The sequence below is a fragment of the Latilactobacillus sakei subsp. sakei DSM 20017 = JCM 1157 genome (assembly GCF_002370355.1).
Classification (GTDB): domain Bacteria; phylum Bacillota; class Bacilli; order Lactobacillales; family Lactobacillaceae; genus Latilactobacillus; species Latilactobacillus sakei.
On sequence record NZ_AP017929.1, the window covers coordinates 129,307 to 146,045 of the forward strand.

At 41.6% G+C, this 16,739-nt stretch carries 19 protein-coding genes, 1 other RNA gene and 1 riboswitch; of the genes, 2 read left to right on the forward strand and 18 right to left on the reverse strand.

Going from position 1 to position 16,739, the window contains the following annotated elements; genetic code table 11:
* Positions 1 to 57: 57 nt before the first annotated feature.
* Both tsaB and LEUCM_RS00750 read right to left on the reverse strand, forming a co-directional pair.
* Complete coding sequence (gene tsaB, locus LEUCM_RS00745; RefSeq protein ID WP_016264628.1) at positions 58 to 783, reverse strand: tRNA (adenosine(37)-N6)-threonylcarbamoyltransferase complex dimerization subunit type 1 TsaB; 726 nt, start codon at positions 781 to 783, stop codon at positions 58 to 60.
* Between the two features lie 88 nt (positions 784 to 871).
* Positions 872 to 1,201 (reverse strand): helix-turn-helix domain-containing protein, encoded by a 330-nt coding sequence (locus LEUCM_RS00750; RefSeq protein ID WP_016264627.1) that lies wholly within the window; start codon positions 1,199 to 1,201, stop codon positions 872 to 874.
* Between the two features lie 145 nt (positions 1,202 to 1,346).
* Between LEUCM_RS00750 and LEUCM_RS00755 the strand changes: the two genes are divergently transcribed.
* Positions 1,347 to 2,513 carry a LysM peptidoglycan-binding domain-containing protein gene (locus LEUCM_RS00755; RefSeq protein WP_016264626.1) on the forward strand — a complete coding sequence of 389 codons (1,167 nt, stop codon included), beginning with the start codon at positions 1,347 to 1,349 and terminating at the stop codon, positions 2,511 to 2,513.
* 130 nt (positions 2,514 to 2,643) lie between these two features.
* Here LEUCM_RS00755 and LEUCM_RS00760 read toward each other — a convergent pair whose 3' ends face one another.
* Positions 2,644 to 3,180 carry a folate family ECF transporter S component gene (locus LEUCM_RS00760; protein ID WP_011374057.1) on the reverse strand — a complete coding sequence of 179 codons (537 nt, stop codon included), beginning with the start codon at positions 3,178 to 3,180 and terminating at the stop codon, positions 2,644 to 2,646.
* A 40-nt stretch (positions 3,181 to 3,220) separates the two neighbouring features.
* Positions 3,221 to 3,319: riboswitch (THF riboswitch) on the reverse strand.
* Between the two features lie 145 nt (positions 3,320 to 3,464).
* Here LEUCM_RS00760 and LEUCM_RS00765 point away from each other — a divergent pair.
* A complete protein-coding gene (locus LEUCM_RS00765) occupies positions 3,465 to 4,439 on the forward strand; it encodes an asparaginase (RefSeq protein ID WP_011374056.1) in 975 nt (324 codons plus the stop codon).
* Between the two features lie 349 nt (positions 4,440 to 4,788).
* On the opposite strand, the gene LEUCM_RS00775 is transcribed toward LEUCM_RS00765, so the two are convergent.
* From LEUCM_RS00775 to mprF, 15 genes are all read right to left on the reverse strand, one after another.
* On the reverse strand, positions 4,789 to 5,535 hold the full coding sequence (locus LEUCM_RS00775) for an acyl-[acyl-carrier-protein] thioesterase (protein ID WP_025016440.1): 747 nt from the start codon (positions 5,533 to 5,535) through the stop codon (positions 4,789 to 4,791).
* 10 nt (positions 5,536 to 5,545) lie between these two features.
* Positions 5,546 to 6,424, reverse strand: a complete 879-nt coding sequence (rsmI, locus tag LEUCM_RS00780) for a 16S rRNA (cytidine(1402)-2'-O)-methyltransferase (RefSeq protein ID WP_056936483.1) — start codon at positions 6,422 to 6,424, stop codon at positions 5,546 to 5,548.
* A 98-nt stretch (positions 6,425 to 6,522) separates the two neighbouring features.
* Entirely contained in the window at positions 6,523 to 6,876 is a 354-nt protein-coding gene (locus tag LEUCM_RS00785; protein ID WP_011374052.1) for a DNA replication initiation control protein YabA, read from the reverse strand.
* Positions 6,877 to 6,927: 51 nt separating this feature from the next.
* Positions 6,928 to 7,920, reverse strand: coding sequence for a DNA polymerase III subunit delta' (gene holB / locus LEUCM_RS00790; protein ID WP_025016439.1), 993 nt, complete (start codon positions 7,918 to 7,920; stop codon positions 6,928 to 6,930).
* A gap of 3 nt (positions 7,921 to 7,923) precedes the next feature.
* A complete protein-coding gene (gene darA / locus LEUCM_RS00795; protein WP_011374050.1) occupies positions 7,924 to 8,253 on the reverse strand; it encodes a cyclic di-AMP receptor DarA in 330 nt (109 codons plus the stop codon).
* 14 nt (positions 8,254 to 8,267) lie between these two features.
* Positions 8,268 to 8,912 carry a dTMP kinase gene (tmk, locus tag LEUCM_RS00800; protein WP_025016438.1) on the reverse strand — a complete coding sequence of 215 codons (645 nt, stop codon included), beginning with the start codon at positions 8,910 to 8,912 and terminating at the stop codon, positions 8,268 to 8,270.
* 143 nt (positions 8,913 to 9,055) lie between these two features.
* Complete coding sequence (locus LEUCM_RS00805) at positions 9,056 to 9,310, reverse strand: YaaL family protein (RefSeq protein ID WP_011374048.1); 255 nt, start codon at positions 9,308 to 9,310, stop codon at positions 9,056 to 9,058.
* A gap of 16 nt (positions 9,311 to 9,326) precedes the next feature.
* Complete coding sequence (recR, locus tag LEUCM_RS00810) at positions 9,327 to 9,923, reverse strand: recombination mediator RecR (RefSeq protein WP_011374047.1); 597 nt, start codon at positions 9,921 to 9,923, stop codon at positions 9,327 to 9,329.
* A 25-nt stretch (positions 9,924 to 9,948) separates the two neighbouring features.
* Entirely contained in the window at positions 9,949 to 10,257 is a 309-nt protein-coding gene (locus LEUCM_RS00815; RefSeq protein WP_016264619.1) for a YbaB/EbfC family nucleoid-associated protein, read from the reverse strand.
* Positions 10,258 to 10,283: 26 nt separating this feature from the next.
* Entirely contained in the window at positions 10,284 to 12,002 is a 1,719-nt protein-coding gene (dnaX, locus tag LEUCM_RS00820; RefSeq protein WP_025016437.1) for a DNA polymerase III subunit gamma/tau, read from the reverse strand.
* A 318-nt stretch (positions 12,003 to 12,320) separates the two neighbouring features.
* Positions 12,321 to 12,418, reverse strand: an RNA gene (gene ffs / locus LEUCM_RS00825) — signal recognition particle sRNA small type.
* 7 nt (positions 12,419 to 12,425) lie between these two features.
* The gene (gene tadA / locus LEUCM_RS00830) at positions 12,426 to 12,944 is read right to left on the reverse strand and encodes a tRNA adenosine(34) deaminase TadA (RefSeq protein WP_011374044.1); all 519 of its coding nucleotides are present in this window, start codon (positions 12,942 to 12,944) and stop codon (positions 12,426 to 12,428) included.
* A gap of 80 nt (positions 12,945 to 13,024) precedes the next feature.
* Positions 13,025 to 13,369: a hypothetical protein gene (locus LEUCM_RS00835; protein ID WP_016264616.1), complete on the reverse strand. Its 345-nt coding sequence runs from the start codon at positions 13,367 to 13,369 to the stop codon at positions 13,025 to 13,027.
* 72 nt (positions 13,370 to 13,441) lie between these two features.
* A complete protein-coding gene (locus LEUCM_RS00840; protein ID WP_016264615.1) occupies positions 13,442 to 14,047 on the reverse strand; it encodes a class I SAM-dependent methyltransferase in 606 nt (201 codons plus the stop codon).
* Between the two features lie 9 nt (positions 14,048 to 14,056).
* Positions 14,057 to 16,678, reverse strand: a complete 2,622-nt coding sequence (gene mprF, locus LEUCM_RS00845) for a bifunctional lysylphosphatidylglycerol flippase/synthetase MprF (protein WP_025016436.1) — start codon at positions 16,676 to 16,678, stop codon at positions 14,057 to 14,059.
* Between the last annotated feature and the right edge of the window lie 61 nt (positions 16,679 to 16,739).

Here is a 16,739-nt window from a genome sequence, read left to right on the forward strand (position 1 = left end):
TGCCGCGTAACGTAGGGGAGCTCTTTTTTTAACCAAACACGTGGGCGTAGGTATTCCCTAAACTTGTTCCACATAAGCTGCCGATCCTTGATCGTCATGTGTTTTACCCCAGTTGACCTCTGCTTCTGTCTTTCTGAGATAATGTGGCCCAAAGCCATGGATGTCAGCAACTGGTTCAGCATTAGCCCCCAATTGGCCTAGAACAGCTGCGTGTGGCAAGTTATGGTTGGCATCGACAAAATGGGCCTGACTACCTAAAGTGGCTTTAATCTGTGCGTTAAACTGTTGTACGTCACCGCCAACAAAATAGACAGGTTCATTTAGTAACGCCACTTGTGCTAATAAGTCGGTTAGTGCCAAATGTTGATCAGCGACCACGTTTTGTAAGTGCTGGTCTTGCCATTGATAAACACCGGCAAAAACGTTGTCCCGGCGCGCATCAAATAGCGGCACAATCAAAGCGGTTGTTTCTTGAACGTTCCCCGCTAAAAGTGCCAAACTAGAAATCCCAACTAGTTCCTTACCCATTGTCCAGGCAAAAGACTTGGCCGTTGTAACCGCAATCCGCAAGCCAGTATATGAACCGGGTCCTTGTGCCACTACAAACCGGTCGATTGCTTCAATTGGTGTCTTGGTTTGTTTTAAAAGTTGATCAATCATTGGTAACAATGTTTGACTGTGGGTTTGCCGAATATTGACGGTCATTTCGCCTAATATTTGTTGGTCTTCAAGTAGCGCCACACTCACCGCTTGATTCGAGGTATCCATTGCCAATAGCTTCATTAATGTCATCCTTCTTCTGCTTATAATCCTTGTTATTCTAGCATAAATTAGCGATTAAATCGACAGAGGTCGGTTCAAAGCTTTTTTCCTATTTACTATTTTTTTGACTAATTTTTATCATTTTTAGAATTGCTGCACTTAATTCTTGTTGATCTGTCTCACTCAATTGAGAGAGATAACCGATTAATTCTAAAGTTGTTGTATCGCTGATACCCTCGTACATGAATAAATCACCCAACTTCATATTTAAAGCATTCACGATTTTTTCAAGTGCTTGTATCGAAATATTATTCTGATCATTTCGTTCAAACTTAGCGATAAAACTGGCTGACAATTCTGCTTTTTCAGCCAGTTGTTCAATTGTCATTTTTTGGTCCAACCGTTTAGTACGGATTAAATTGCCTATTTGTTTAATCATTATGTCATAGTTCCTTTTAGTTCAACACTAAAAGACTAAGACCACTCATTAAAGTGACTATTATATCTATTTAAATATAAATGTTACATATATTACTCTTTCATGCTAAAATGATACCGTAATCTTATTACTTGGAGGGAATATTATGAAATTATCGAAGATTAGTACAAGTCTACTTGTTTCTGGAGTAACCTTACTAACCGTAGCACCTATTTTTAATGGTGCAAGTCACTCTGTTGAAGCCGCAACGAACTGGACGCCTAGAAGTGTCCAAGCCATTCGACAAGACTTAAAAACAACAGGGATTGATAAATATACAATCAAATGGGGAGATACATTAAGTACGATTAGTGCAGCAGCCAAATTAAATGGCGTTGACGTTTCTATTAAACGTCTTGCTGAAATTAACCATATTAGTAATGTTGATTTGATTGAAACTGGTAACACATTGCTCTTTAAGTGGAATGGTGTTAATAGCACTGTGATTGTTAAGGATAAAAATGAGGATAATAATGCTTACAATCTCGATTCTTCACAACCTGTTAAGAACAATGACTCAATTATCGTTACAAAACCAGTTAGCCCTGATGTTAACGATACAACCACAGCACCAAGCACTAATGTAAATAGTAATTCAAACAATAGTAGTAACAATAATAACCAAGATAACAGCTCAAATACTGGTAACACCAATAACAATCAAAATAATGGCTCAAACGCTGGTAATACTAATAACAACCAAGATAATGGTTCAAATACTGGCAATACTAATAACAACCAAGATAATGGTTCAAATACTGGCAATACTAATAACAACCAAGATAATGGTTCAAATGCTGGTAATACCAATAATAACCAAGATAACGGCTCAAATACTGGTAATACCAATAACAACCAAGATAATGACAATATTGACAAACCCGAACCAACAGACCAGGTTTCATACAACGTATATATAATCTATTCTCAAGAACACCGTCCCTTCTATAAAGTAGGCACCTTTACTGGTAAAGTTGGCGATAAAGTTAGCTATATGGATAAATATACTTCGGGATATTCAGATACTGATCATGTCTATACTGAAGATGGTCGTCATCACTACACTATCGGAAATTCTATGGAGGAATTATATCCAGGAACAACCAGATATGGTTTTATTGAGGTTCTTAATGCACATTTCAATATATCAACCGAAGAGGAATATATGGCCTATCATATAAAAGAATACGGTTATGCAGGTCAATCAGCTACATCACTTACGTTAGAAAAAGATAAGCCAAATAATATATATCTAATGTTCAACGCTATGTAACATAACTTCTGTTAAATTAATCATAACTATATCAGAATAAATTCTCATTAAGAGGCTTATTTTGATATAGTTTTTTATTTTATCCTATACAAAAAGGCTAAGCAAATAACTGACTGCTTAGCCTTTAAAATTATTGAATTCTATCTTTCAAACGAACAATTGGTTCAAAATGCATCACGAGGTAAATCACAATCGGATGAATGACCATTGTGGCGGCCTCGCCCACTGCTCTTGTAGCAAAGTGGACACTGATTGGGGTCTGACTTAAAATCGATACCCACCATGAATTTAGGCCAAGATTAACGACGACAACCACCGTTAATACCGCTAAAATCACGCGTAACCACGTAATCTTTTGCCGGTAGAAGAAACAGCCGTAAATGAATGCGCCTAAGAAGGCTGATAACGTGAAACCGGGGAAATAGCCGCCCGGAACACCAATCATCAAACTATTGATGAGATCGCCAAGGACGGCCGCTAAGCCCGCCCAAACTGGCCCAAACCACCAACCCATTAAGGCGGTAACGATAAACCCAAAACTAATTCTGTAAATCGTTAGCGAAATCGCAAAGCGAGCAATCACTAATTGTAAAGCGATTAGAACAGCTAGTAATACAACGCGTCTGGTGTCTAGCTTCACACCAAATAACCGATCTTGATTAACCATAAAAAAAGCATCTCCCTTTTGGAGTTGCCACAAATAACACTGCGGCGAATACGGGACTAAAACCGCGAGCATTACTGCTCTTCGTCTGGTGTTCACATTCCGTTCCACCAGCACTTAACGCTTTAATCCCTACTCCGAATCTTTTTAGAACTTACTAAATGTACCACCGATTCCCTGAGGATACAACTATTCAGTTTGTCCACTTCAAAATATATCATCTCAAGGTGGTCAAAATTTGCTATACTGGAACTAATTAAGCCTGATTATGAAAGGGACTGACAACTATGAAAAAAATCCTCGTCTTGCACACTGGTGGTACAATCGCCATGTCCGCTGATCAAGACGGTGCAGTCGCACCAACTGGTCAAAATCCAATGGCCGGTTTTGAAAAATTATTCGATAACCAACTCACAATTATTAGTGAAGAATTTGCGAATCTGCCCTCACCGCACATTACACCAACCGTGATGTTAGCACTCAAGAATCGCATTCAAGAAGCTGAAGCAACAGGTATCGACGGTGTGGTCATCACTCACGGGACCGATACACTTGAAGAAACTGCCTACTTCTTAGACCTGACCTTGCCTAACAACGTGCCAATTGTCATCACAGGTGCGATGCGTTCTTCTAATGAAATCGGCTCAGATGGTCTTCATAACTTAATTAGTGCCGTTTGGACAGCAGCTTCTGATGATGCCCATGATAAAGGTGTTTTAGTCGTCATGAACGATGAAATCCACACCGCTCGTTATGTAACAAAAACGCACACGACAAATGTCGCTACTTTTAGAACACCTACTTTTGGACCAATTGGTTTGGTCAGCAAACACGATGCAAATTTCTTCCAAGAATTAATTCGTTCTGAAATCTGCGATATTCAAGAATTGGTTGAACCGGTCTTCTTATTAAAAGCTTACGCCGGCATGGATGGGACGCTGTTTGAAGCCATCAATCAACCAACTACTAAAGGCCTTGTGATCGAAGCTCTTGGTGCTGGGAATTTACCACCCGCAACACTACCTGCCATCCAAGCCTTACTGGACCGCAATATTCCCGTTGTGCTCGTATCCCGCTGTTTCAACGGTATTGCCGAAGACGTCTACGACTACGATGGCGGTGGCGTTAAATTGAAAAAAATGGGCATTACTTTCTGCCAAGGTTTAAACGGCCCCAAAGCCCGCTTGAAACTTCAAGTTGGCTTAAGTGCTGGTAAAACAGGCGCTGACCTCGTGAACTTCGTCAGCAATGCCGTCTCATAAAAAAATAGCTAAAAAGGCGCGGACAATATCATGTCCTCGCCTTTTTTAATTCATTACGTGCTATCAATCATATTTCCAACTACTGTTATGATTTCTTTTTTTGCTTATAATAAATGCCAATTACCCCAATTATAATCATCATTAAAGCGCCCCATATGTTGTTAACAAAATCCCGATTAATAAGCCATTCAACGGTAATTCCGATTAAACTCGCAGTTACAATTAACGCGATATAGGCAAGATATGGATGTTGATTAGCAAATAATTTGATTATTTTAACCACATGAATTCCCCCATTTATGCGATTGGAATGTGTCTTTACAGCAATTAATCACTGGCAAAGACACACCTATCTTTTAGTCCATGCGATTTCGGCTTCTGCTGCGCTTAGGTCACCCACGGCTACCTTATGGCGCGTGGTCATTATGTCATCAACCATCACTTGTTCGACCTGGCTTTGTGTCATTTGACCGTATTGAATTTCGTGGCCGTAACGGATATTAACACTTGTTACCCGGTGGTCCATCAAGAAATCATAATCCAAGGCGTCTAACATCCATTCAAAATAATGGACGTTATTGACGTGTTGATTGCCATCAATATCAAAATAACGCACGCGGTATTCTTTTTGCGATGCCTTTTCTGAGTCTATCTTCTTAATGCGTGGGAATCGTTTGCTACCTTTGATCGCCATTGATTCGAACGGTGCCATGATTTCTGGAACAACGGGCACCATACTGCGCGTTTCATAAGACATCATCACGAAAATACTTTGGACAAAGACGCACTCATTGCCCGCTTCATCGTACAACCAAAAATTCCGATAACAGAAATAGCGATTATAACTCTCTGCTTCCGTCACAATCCGCACCTTTTCATCCACTTTGGGCATCCGGTTAATCGTCATTTGATATTGCGTGACAACCCAGCCAAGATTTAAACTGTGCATGGTTTCTTCGCCGACATTGAGGTCATTGAGTTGGTGTTCTGAGGCCAAAATTAAAACGTTGACTAAAGATGCCAAAGTTAACTCGCCTTTAATATCCGTTTCAAAATACGGAATCCGGTATTCCTCTGTGTACTGCTTGCCTGCCATCTTATTTCCTCTATTCTGTTAAATCGTGGTACGCGTTATAGACAACCTGTTTCTTCAAATCATTGGCCTTAGCAACCGTTTTAATGGCAACATTAGGACTAGCCCCTTGTTGAATCTGGGCTTCGACTTGTTCTGATAGTGATAAAGACGGATCGGTGGCCACCACACTTAGATTTTGAGGGGTAGGATTGCCCGCTACGATAATCACAAATTCACCGCGCATTTCATTGTCGGTCGCCCAAGTTAAGGCTTCTTGTAAATCACCGCGAATAAATTCCTCAAACTTCTTCGTCAATTCTCGGCCCAACGTCACTTGACGTTCGCCACCAAAACCGTTGATCAACGCTTGTAACGTCTTTTTCAAACGATGAGGTGCTTCGTAAAAGATAGTTGTTTCCGGCTTTAAGGCTAGTTGTGCGACCGTTTCAGTTAACTCTTTGCCTTTGCGTGGTAAAAAGCCAAAGAACGTAAAGGGTTGCGGTGTAATCCCGGAAGCAATTAACGCCGTAATCCCAGCATTTGCGCCTGGTAGTGGTACGACTGCGATATTGGCTTCGATACAAGCTTTGACCAATTCATGACCCGGATCGCTAATCGATGGCATCCCCGCATCACTAACTTGGGCAATATCGTCCCCCGCTTCTAATTTTTCAATCAACGTTTCAATCCGTTGTTGCGTATTATGTTCGTGGAAACTAATTTGTTTGGTTTCAATTTCAAAGTGGTTCAATAATTTTTGCGTATTGCGTGTATCTTCAGCCGCAATTAACTGAACGTCCTTTAACGTCTCAATCGCGCGGTACGTCATATCACCCAAGTTACCGATTGGTGTTGGCACCAAATAGAGCGTCCCTTGAGTGGTTGTTTTAAAACTAGATTGTGTTTGCATGTTTAATTATCCCTTCACGCCGTAATGACTCGAGCTTATAAAAGCGGGCGCCGCGACAAATAATCTTGCCTCAGCGCCCTGTTTGCGTTGCTTAATGATTAATCAGCTGTCCGTTCGCCATAAATAACGTCGTTACAAAAGGCACATGGTTCGTCGTTTTCACGTCGCGAACCATAGAAATAAGGACAGATATGAAAGCCTTCTTCATACAGATTCTGTAAATTTTGTTTAGACTTAGACAAACCTTGTGATAAATCTTTGGTGTCAGTTTCCTCAGTTGTTTGTTGTAATTCCTGAAGGTGTTCTCTGAGGTGTTTATTTTCAATCTCTAATTCTGCATTTTCTTCCAGAACTTTAGATAAAACTGCCTTCATTTCAGTGATGCCGTCAAACGTTAACTTGGCCTGCTGCTCAATAGTTAATAATTGTTCGTATAAGTCTGTTTTACTCAACGTTTACATCCTCCCGATGGCCTTTTAAGCTAATTTTTGAACTATGATCCGCTATGCTACTGCGATTAAATTTAACGTTAAACTCTCTAAGACGTTTTGGCAACTCACATTTTGTTCAAACGTGCGTTGAGCCGTTAAAACGAATTCTGTTTGCGCCACAATCTCCGCCGCGGTCATTTGTTGACTAATGGTGTTTAACTGTGTGCGATACTCACTAAAACAAAGATCACCCGCCAAATCATACCGGCAGTTTAAAAGATCTTGATACCACAAACCGATTAAGTTTAAAGCAATCTTTTGTTGGGACCGATCTGTCAATAAGGGTAGTAGTTGCGTTTGAATCGTTACAAAACTCTCCAAATCCTTTTGGGCAACTTTTTGGGCCCAACTCGTGATTTTAGCAACGACTTGCATCAGCCAGTCTTCGGCCAATAATTGTTGGGCCTGCGTTAAGTCACTCGTCAAGTGACTCAACAGCTGTGCCTGCGCTGGTAAAATCTGCGCTTCTTCAAATTGTTGACGCACCATTTCCTTCGGCAGATTGGCTAAGTCAATCACTTGAAGCCGCGATAAAATCGTCGGTAACATCAGATTTTTATTGCTGGTACATAAAATTGCGTAGACGTTTGGCGCCGGTTCTTCCAAAAATTTCAATAAACTATTGGCCGCACTAGCCGTCAATGTCTCTGCCGCTTCAATAATGAAAAGCCGCTGACTCGATTCCATCCCACTCTTAGCAACTTCTTGCTTCAGATAGCGAATATCAGCAATTTTAATGCTCTTACCGTCTGGTTTAATTTCGACGACATCGGGATGATTCCCAGTTAAAATCCGCTGGCATTCAGGACATTGATAGCACGGTTGGCTGTCTTCATTGACCTGTTGGCAAAAAAGACGTAGTGCTAACCATTGTGCCAATTGCATCTTACCCACACCTTGTGCACCGGCTAATAAATAACCATGTGCTAACTGCCCACGCGCAATAATCTGGGCAAACTGCTGGACAAGCTTGGGTTGCATTTGTTCAATTGTTAAAGTGGCCATTGTTTAGAAGCGGTGGAATTGTTCGATTGGCATCACAAAGACGGTTGCCCCACCGACTTGTACTTCAATAGGGTAAGACATTGAACTGTCCATTGTGGCATCCATATTGATAGGAGGTGTCATAAATTGTTCGCGTGCTTGGCATGTTTCTTCAATAATCTTCAAGGCTTCTGGGACCCGTTCGTCTTCAATCCCCACGATAAACGTTGTATTGCCAGATTTCAAAAAGCCACCAGTTGTTGATAACTTCGTTGCTCGAATATTGGCATCAATTAATTCACTACTTAATAAGTTACTGTCTTTGTCTTGGACGATTGCTAATAATAATTTCATCTTAATCTCTCCCCTTATACTTCAAATAAATGCGGATTTGCTTGTGCGATGACTTGTAAACATTGTGTCACAACCGCTTCAAGGGGTTGTGAGGCATCAATTGTTTTAATCCGATCTGGGTGCGCTTGTGCTAGCTTCAAATAAGATTGGCGCACTTTTTGATGGAACGCTAATTTTTCCTGATCCAAACGGTCATATTGATTTTGACGATGCTGCTTAATCCGTGCTAACCCGACTTCAGAAGGCACATCTAAGTATAACGTTAAATCTGGCGTGAGGCCGTCAGTAGCAAATAAATTCATTTGCGCCACTGCCTCTTCCCCAATCCCGCGCCCAGCACCTTGATAAGCAATTGAACTATCCACAAACCGATCACAGATCACGAGTTTATCGGCTGCGAGTGCCGGTTGAATCTTTTCAACAATATGTTGTCTTCTAGCTGCTGCGTATAATAATGCTTCTGTCCGATCATCCATCGCCGTATTCTTCACATCCAGGATAATCTGGCGAATCTGTTCAGAGATTGGATTGCCACCTGGTTCACGTGTCACGACAATTTCTTGGGACACTTCTTTTTGTAAGCGTGCCACGACTGCTTCGAGTGCACTGGTCTTACCGGCACCATCTGGTCCTTCAAACGTAATTAATTTGCCTACCACACAACAACCTTCTTCATCAATAGAGTTACTCTTATTTTACTTGATTGAGCAAACAAGGTAAAGGGAAGGGGTTAAAAGTTCGCTAATAAAAAGATTGGTCCCCCGATAAAATCACTTTTATCAAGGGTCCAATCTTTTTTTGGTTATCTTAAAGCATTACGGCTGGCTACTTCACGCGAAACAGCATCACTGGCCACCTTGCGCTGACGTGCTTGTCGGTATAAAAATTCGAACTTTGCTTGTTGAATCTTACTTTCCATCTCCAACGTTTGATCTAGTCCTCTAACGTTTGCTTGCGTTTTTTGTGCTGAGCGCCACTTATCTTTCACTTGATAAATCAAATCAAGTAACGCTTCATCGCCAGCTTCTCTTAGCGTTGGTTTTCGTCTACCGAACATTATAACCCCACCATTTCTAGATTTCTTGACGGCCCTCGACAGCTTTTAATAAAGTCATCTCATCCGCATATTCAATATCGCTTCCGACGGCTAAACCATGGGCTAAACGAGTGACTTTAATCCCGGCCGGCTTAATTAGCCGTGAAATATACATCGCCGTTGCTTCCCCTTCTGGCGTTGCATTGGTGGCGATGATGACTTCTTTAGCTGGTGTTTTTTGGAGTCGTTTAATTAAATTAGCAATATTAATATCGTCTGGCCCTTTACCTTCAATTGGTGACAACACCCCGTGCAAGACGTGATAGAGACCGTGATAATCGTTCATCCGTTCCATCGACATCACATCTTTAGGTTGTTCGACCACCAAAATCATTTCCTGACTACGCGCAGTATCCCGACAAATCTCACAAGGATCTTCATCAGTGATATTGCCACAGACACTACAATAATGAAGGTCTCGGCGTGCTGAAATCAGATTCTTGGCAAAGTTAGTCACGTCATCTTCATTCATATCAATCGTATAAAAAGCTAATCGCGTTGCTGTTTTATTACCAATGCCTGGTAACTTCATATAACTTTCGATCAACTTCGCAATTGGTTCTGGATATTGCATATGTGCACTTCCTTATTCGGTTACCTTAGAATGGGAGGCCCTTTGTGAACTTGCCCATTTTAGCTTGTGTTTGTTTATCGATATCAACCATTGCTTCGTTAACTGCCATGATGATTAAATCTTGAAGCATATCAACGTCATCTGGATCAACAGCTTCTGGTTTGATGGCGATATCTTTCATCTTCTTGTCACCAGTCATTGTCACAACAACAGCATCGTTAGCAGCCTTGCCAACGAATTCAGTGCTGTTTAATTCGTCTTGTGTTTGACCCATTTCTTTTTGCATTTTTTGCATTTGTTTCATCATACCTTGCATATTACCCATTCCGCGCATTTTAAAACATCCTCTCAATTTTTAAATTAATCTTTTTGAACAACGACTGCATCCCCGAATAACGCTTGGGCCTGCTGCACAACTTCGTTAACTTCAGGCGCCGGTGCTTTTTCGGTCGTCGTCGTTGGTTGGTCCTCATTATTATGACCTGAAACCGCATGATTTTGCAAATATTCTTTCCGGATTTCTGGCCAATTATCTTGCGGTACTAAGACCACTTTAAACGGATTGCCCGTTAAACGGTTTAACCCGTTTTCTAGAACCGTTAATAAATCCTGATCGTTATTAGCCCGTTCGAATAAAATTTCGTAGTTAAAAGCGACAACGACGCCACTTTGACTCGCTGCTACCGGTTCAGAAACCCGCATAATCGCTCGTTTGGTAACATCTAACATGTTTAATAAATCTGGCCAAACTTCTTTTAAGTTTTCTAAATTAGTCCGCGTCGCATCCGCAAGTACCGGATAAATCAACTTCCGGTTGACCTTCTTACTAATTTTCTTAGCTGGCTTAGGTTTTGCCTGTTGAACAGGCGCACTTGGTCCGGCCGTTTCTAATTTCTGTAAGGCAGCTTGTAATTGAGCAACTTGTTGACTTAATTGGGTCACTTGCTCATTATCCGCTGGGGCTGAAACATTGGCGCTAACGGCCGCAGGTGCCACTGGTTGTTGCGTCAAACGCACCGTTGCAACTTCCAAATAGATTTCTGGATGATTAGTGAACCGTAGTTGTTGTTGCGTTTCATTTAAAATATCGATCACCGTATACAATTGTTCAGCACTCAAGGCATCACTAAGTTGTTTGAAGTGTTCGTCCAATAGATCCATTTCATTAGCCATTACCAATTCGGGTGCTTGTTGGTACATCAATAAATCACGTACATATTCAATTAGATCTTCAACAAACCGTTGTGCGTCTTTACCCTCAGCTAATATCTGTTGCAATAGTTGCAACGCTGCTTTAGGCGCGTGATCATGAATTGTTTGCACATAATCGGCTAATAAAGCTTCCGTCAAACTACCGGTCACATCCAACGCGTTTTCTAAAGTGACGTGGTTATCACTGAAGGATAAGACCTGATCCAAGATACTCAGTGCATCTCGCATCCCACCTTCAGCGGCTTTAGCAATCACTTTTAACGCAGCTGGATCGTAGGTCATTTCTTTTTGTTCTAAGATGTAAGCCATTCGTTTGAATAAATCAGCAGCCGTAATCCGCTTGAAGTTAAAGCGTTGGGTCCGCGAAATAATCGTGGCTGGCACCTTGTGAACTTCGGTCGTTGCTAAAATGAAGACCACGTTGGCTGGTGGTTCTTCCAATGTTTTCAACAGCGCATTAAACGCACCGGTGGATAACATGTGGACTTCATCAATAATATAAATTTTATAATCGGCTTGGGTTGGGGCATACTTCGCTTTATCCCGGATATCCCGAATTTCTTCAACCCCGTTATTTGAAGCCGCATCAATTTCAATCACATCATTTAACGCACCGGCAGTAATCGCCCGACACGTTTCACATTCATTACAAGGTTCACCATCTTTTTGATAATGACAATTAATCGCCTTGGCAAAAATCTTCGCAGCGGACGTTTTCCCAGTCCCCCGCGGCCCCGTAAATAAATAGGCATGACTCGTTTGTTTTGTGATGATGGCGTTTTTTAATGTTTGGGTCATTGTTTCTTGCCCAACGACATCATCGAACCGTTGTGGCCGCCAAACCCGATATAAAGCTTGATAGCTCATTTAATGACCTCCGCCTTTCACCTAATCGTCCTATTGTTTAAAAAAACTACTTGTTCCATTTTAGCATATTTTACAGTATTTTTAGGGCCTAAGGGCACTAAAAAAGAGACTGCTCCAAAAATAATTTTAGCTTCAGTCTCCCTGCATCTTCTGAATCAACGTGCTTTTTCAGGCATATTGTTACGGTTAGCGGCGCCGCGCAAACAATCGACCTCGTCGCTTATTCACGCGACGAGGCTAATCCTATACAACATGACCACCTGAAACACACTAGGCACTAAAAAAGGATTAAGTCATATTGACCTAATCCTGGTTAATTTCTAAAAAACTTAAGACACATGATAAAACAAACTTAGTGCTGCTTTCTTCCGAACCTGACACGATTCGTAGGCTCATCATTGTCTCAAGGCCTTACGGCAACTCTTATTCTACCCGATTAGGTTTAAAATTACCAGTTTTTTTCTTCTTTTTTCGTCGATTTTCCCGAATTTTTTTGAAAAAGGTCTGTAATAAGGCGGCACATTCAGCTTCGCGCACACCAGCCACCACTGTCGCTTGGTGATTAAACCGTTTGTCCGTCAAAAGATTCATCAAGGTACCGGTCACGCCGGCTTTTGGATCGCTGGCGCCAAAATAAACGTTTGGAATCCGACTGTTGATAATGGCCCCGGCACACATCGGACAGGGTTCTAACGTTACAAAAATCGCCGTGTCTTCTAGGCGCCAACTCTTTTCAACCATACAAGCTTCTTGAATCGCGATGATCTCCGCGTGTAACGTTGCATCCTGTGCGTGTTCACGAATGTTGTGCCCCCGACCAATAATCTGGCCATCCTTCACGATGACCGCCCCAATCGGCACTTCACCAATAATCCGTGCCTGATTCGCTTCATCAATTGCAACTTGCATCCACTGATCAATCTCAGTTTGTGTATATCCCAATTCACTAACCCCTTTACCAATCAAAAGAGTGTCCCTAAAACAAAAGACATCTTTGTCCTAGAAACACTCTTAGTCGTTTTTTATAGCCGTTCTTTGACTTTCGTCGCATAAGCCGTCAACGTTTGCCGTAAGTCTTCCATCATTTCTGGAATATTATCGGTTTGTTCGCCTAGCTTATCCTTTAATTGGTTGAGCTTATCAGCCGCCCCTAATAAATTATTCACGTCTGCATCGGAAAGTTGATCAACCAATTCCAATGCCTTTTGATTACCATGTAGTTTATCTTTGACAAAGTTTTTAACTGCCGAGCGTTTACGGTAGCGTTCAACTTTCTCGATGATTGCCTTAGAACCAACGAAAGCAGCTGTTGCACCGACCCCCGCTGTGACACCAACACCAATTAGAATCTTATATCTCATTTTCATTGTATCAACCTCCTTACACTATAGCCCTATTTTAGCATATCCCAGCCTGTTTGACGTCTTATCGGCTCAACATTATTTTAACTTAATACTTTGTAAAATATAGTAGCCTTTATCCTTATGAATGATTTGTACATTGCCAAAAGTATCCGCCATTAATTGCTTAGCTGAAGGTGCGCCTTGCTTCTTTTGAATCACGACGTCTAATTCACCATCTGGTAGCAAGTGATCGTAGGCACCCTTCAAAATATTTTGAACAACTGCTTTGCCAGCTCGAATTGGTGGGTTCGTCAAAATCGCAGCGTATTGCGCCGTCACATTTTGATATTCAGCTGATTCAAAGATTGCAACATTTTGGATTTGATTCAAATCGCAGTTTTTTTGTGCTAAGCCAAGCGCGCGTTCGTTAACATCGACCATGTCGATTTGACGCTCAGGTGCTAACTTAGCAAGTGTCATCCCGATTGGGCCGTAACCACAACCCATGTCTAAGATGGGACCTGCTGGCGTCTCGCTTAAATCAACGGCATCTAACAATGCCCGTGAACCGTAATCCACAGTATTTTTGGAAAACACACCATTGTCAGTCGTGAACTTGAAATTAAAGCCCCGTAGTTCAAACGTCCAATTTTTCTCAGCGTGTTCAACTTCCGGATTTTTTGAATAATAATAATCTGTCATTTAAGAACCTCATTTGTCTTGATTGTTAGTTAAGTTGCCGATTTGAACAAAACGCATAAAATGACCTGCGAGTCCTTTTCGTTGTGGTGTCTCCGTCACTTTTTGGTTCACCACTAATAGAATTTGGAGCATCGTAAAGATAATTGAGGTCCGCTTTTGATAAGCAATGTATTTAGGAATCCACTTCGTCGTATATTTCTTCTTATACGTCCGTAAGCCTTGGAAGCCGTAGAAGTGATAGCCATATTCATAAATCAAATGCGCGATTTTTTCTTCAATAAAACTGAATTCTGACGTCCCCACATTGGCCAGTGGCGCCATCCCTAAATTGAAGTACTCATAACCTTCTGCTTTGTTGTGTTCAAAAAGACTAATGAAAACTTCATCCATTATACCAGATGGCGCGTCTTTTCTGTGGCGCATGAGGTCAATACTTGAAACTTCTTTCGTCCCAGTTGGCATATCATTGGCAAAAGCCACAATCCGATGCTCTGGATCATAAATCACAGCGATGGCTGCCTGTTGTAAATAATTAGGATCGAAGAAGCCCAGTGAAAAGCCTTTTTCAACCCGCCCATCAAGCCAATCATCCGAAACGGCCTTCAATTCAGCCATTAAGTCATCTGAAAATGGTGGCGTCAATAATTCAAACTGATAACCTTCACGTTCAAATTTATTCATCAAGGCCCGCTCAGCACGGCGCTTCTTACCAACTAACGTAAAGTCAGCCAGCTTCACGTACCCTTCTTCACCAAACTTGATGAAATCAAACCCAATTTCATGTAATTGCATTGTTAACTCAGCGGAGATTTCATAGAACGCCAAATGACAATCAATCAAATCGGCTTCGCGCATCAATGCTTCAATCGCATCGATGAACTTGTCTGGATTTCCGACTGGTTCGCCCATCACAATCAAGCGATCCGCTTTTTTTCGGAATAACAAGAAGACTTGATCTTCGCCATCTTCTTGATAGAAGTAAACTGATTTGTCTTTTAGATAAGCCAAATGACTAACTTCATTGCCGCCGTATTCCGAAATCACCTTGCTAATGCGCGCTTCATCAAACGGTGTTGCGATCTTATGCCCACCACGACTTAGATAGCGGAAAACGATGAACAACGTTGCCGCTGCCACTAACAAGCCAACAAACCCGACAAGCCAAATTCGTTCCGACGGGAATAATAACGCCGTTGGTACTGGTTTACGGTGATGCAAGTGTGGTGAGTTCGCGATTCCGACAAAACTATATAGCAAGAAGACGCCGACAAAAATGGCACCATCGACGATTCGATCATTCCATGAGAATTCAATCTTTTCACGATAAAGTTCCCGTTTCAATAAAAGGCTAGCTAATAAGACAAGGATCAAGAAAACAGCCAACTTAATCGAGAAGTCACGCCATAGGGTATTGGCAATCGCAATCACCAATAAAATCATCAATGGCCAATAAACCCGTTTTACCCGGTTAGCAACCCCGCGTGCTAACCCTAGCATGACAAAGGCCACGATAATATTCGTCACCCGGTCTAGGAAAAAGAACGTGTAAGGATAAAGTTGACCGATCACGGTATTGGTAATCGCAAAGTTTGGCACAGTCGCTACTAATAGTAAAATAATCCCCGAAATATAGAGGAAAAAGACGATAAAGTGGTGCGCGATTTTTTGCATAATCTGCCGTGGTAGGCCTTGAAGGTAGTGATTTAAGCGACTACCCGCATCGTGGGTAAATAAGCCAACCCCCACCAAGAATGGCATGATATAGTAGAACACCCGGTAGAATGATAACCAAACAACGGCATCAGCATTGCCAACACCAATCGCACTCAACCCAAAAATCATGAATAAATCAAACGTCCCTAAACCACCAGGCACCATCGAAATGACCCCAATGATGTTGGCAATCATGAATAATGGTAGAACTTGTAATAAGTCACCTTTGATTTCTAAGAAATAACCGATCAGCAAGAAGAAGCTGCCAGCAAAACCCCATTCAAAGAATGAGCCTGCCGTTAAGCGCAAAATCCGTTTAACGGATAAATCGCTAAAGAATGCCGCGTTCTTCAGACGAGTACTCCCGAGTAATACTGGGAAATAACAAGCCCCGCCGACTAACCATAACCAATAGTTGGCATAAATTTGACCAATGCCAAAGCCAAAGATTAAGACGATACTAATTAAACACCAAATCGAAAGACCAGCTAATAAAAAGAGCGCAATCTTTGAAATTGCAATTAAGATTTCTTTTTGTGAGGCTTTTTTACCATAGAAGTTAGCCCGTAAACTAGCACCTAAAAAGCCCCCAAAGCCGGCGATATTCGTAAATGTATTAACAATCCACCCCGATTTGACCTTATACCAAAACGAATACTCTTCTGGTAACAACTCCGCAATGACAAAGTCGTAATTGAGCATTGGTAATATCGCTAAAAAACCAATTACGAGCATCGCTAGTAACGTTACCGGACTCTGCGTGGTCAAACTTGCGCGTAATTGTTCTCCGTTGAGATCTCGAAAAATACGACCGACTTCAAAGATCACAAATACTAAGACTGATAAGATGAAGAGGCCTTTTAATAGTGTTAAATGGCGCTGGATTCCTTGATAAATGCGTCTACCCAAATTTTTCATTTTAGTCTCCTCTTGATAATGAGATACCTTAATTATAAGCTATCCAACAGAAAAACTCAGC

Coding starts and splice junctions, on each gene's coding strand:
- darA (WP_011374050.1), bottom strand. CDS start 8,253: ATGAAATTATTATTAGCAATCGTCCAAGACAAAGACAGTAACTTATTA.
- LEUCM_RS00835 (WP_016264616.1), bottom strand. CDS start 13,369: ATGAAAATGAGATATAAGATTCTAATTGGTGTTGGTGTCACAGCGGGG.
- LEUCM_RS00750 (WP_016264627.1), bottom strand. CDS start 1,201: ATGATTAAACAAATAGGCAATTTAATCCGTACTAAACGGTTGGACCAA.
- LEUCM_RS00775 (WP_025016440.1), bottom strand. CDS start 5,535: ATGGCAGGCAAGCAGTACACAGAGGAATACCGGATTCCGTATTTTGAA.
- mprF (WP_025016436.1), bottom strand. CDS start 16,678: ATGAAAAATTTGGGTAGACGCATTTATCAAGGAATCCAGCGCCATTTA.
- LEUCM_RS00815 (WP_016264619.1), bottom strand. CDS start 10,257: ATGCGCGGAATGGGTAATATGCAAGGTATGATGAAACAAATGCAAAAA.
- LEUCM_RS00765 (WP_011374056.1), top strand. CDS start 3,465: ATGAAAAAAATCCTCGTCTTGCACACTGGTGGTACAATCGCCATGTCC.
- holB (WP_025016439.1), bottom strand. CDS start 7,920: ATGGCCACTTTAACAATTGAACAAATGCAACCCAAGCTTGTCCAGCAG.
- rsmI (WP_056936483.1), bottom strand. CDS start 6,424: ATGCAAACACAATCTAGTTTTAAAACAACCACTCAAGGGACGCTCTAT.
- LEUCM_RS00755 (WP_016264626.1), top strand. CDS start 1,347: ATGAAATTATCGAAGATTAGTACAAGTCTACTTGTTTCTGGAGTAACC.
- recR (WP_011374047.1), bottom strand. CDS start 9,923: ATGCAATATCCAGAACCAATTGCGAAGTTGATCGAAAGTTATATGAAG.
- LEUCM_RS00805 (WP_011374048.1), bottom strand. CDS start 9,310: ATGTTCGGTAGACGAAAACCAACGCTAAGAGAAGCTGGCGATGAAGCG.
- LEUCM_RS00840 (WP_016264615.1), bottom strand. CDS start 14,047: ATGACAGATTATTATTATTCAAAAAATCCGGAAGTTGAACACGCTGAG.
- LEUCM_RS00760 (WP_011374057.1), bottom strand. CDS start 3,180: ATGGTTAATCAAGATCGGTTATTTGGTGTGAAGCTAGACACCAGACGC.
- dnaX (WP_025016437.1), bottom strand. CDS start 12,002: ATGAGCTATCAAGCTTTATATCGGGTTTGGCGGCCACAACGGTTCGAT.
- tsaB (WP_016264628.1), bottom strand. CDS start 783: ATGAAGCTATTGGCAATGGATACCTCGAATCAAGCGGTGAGTGTGGCG.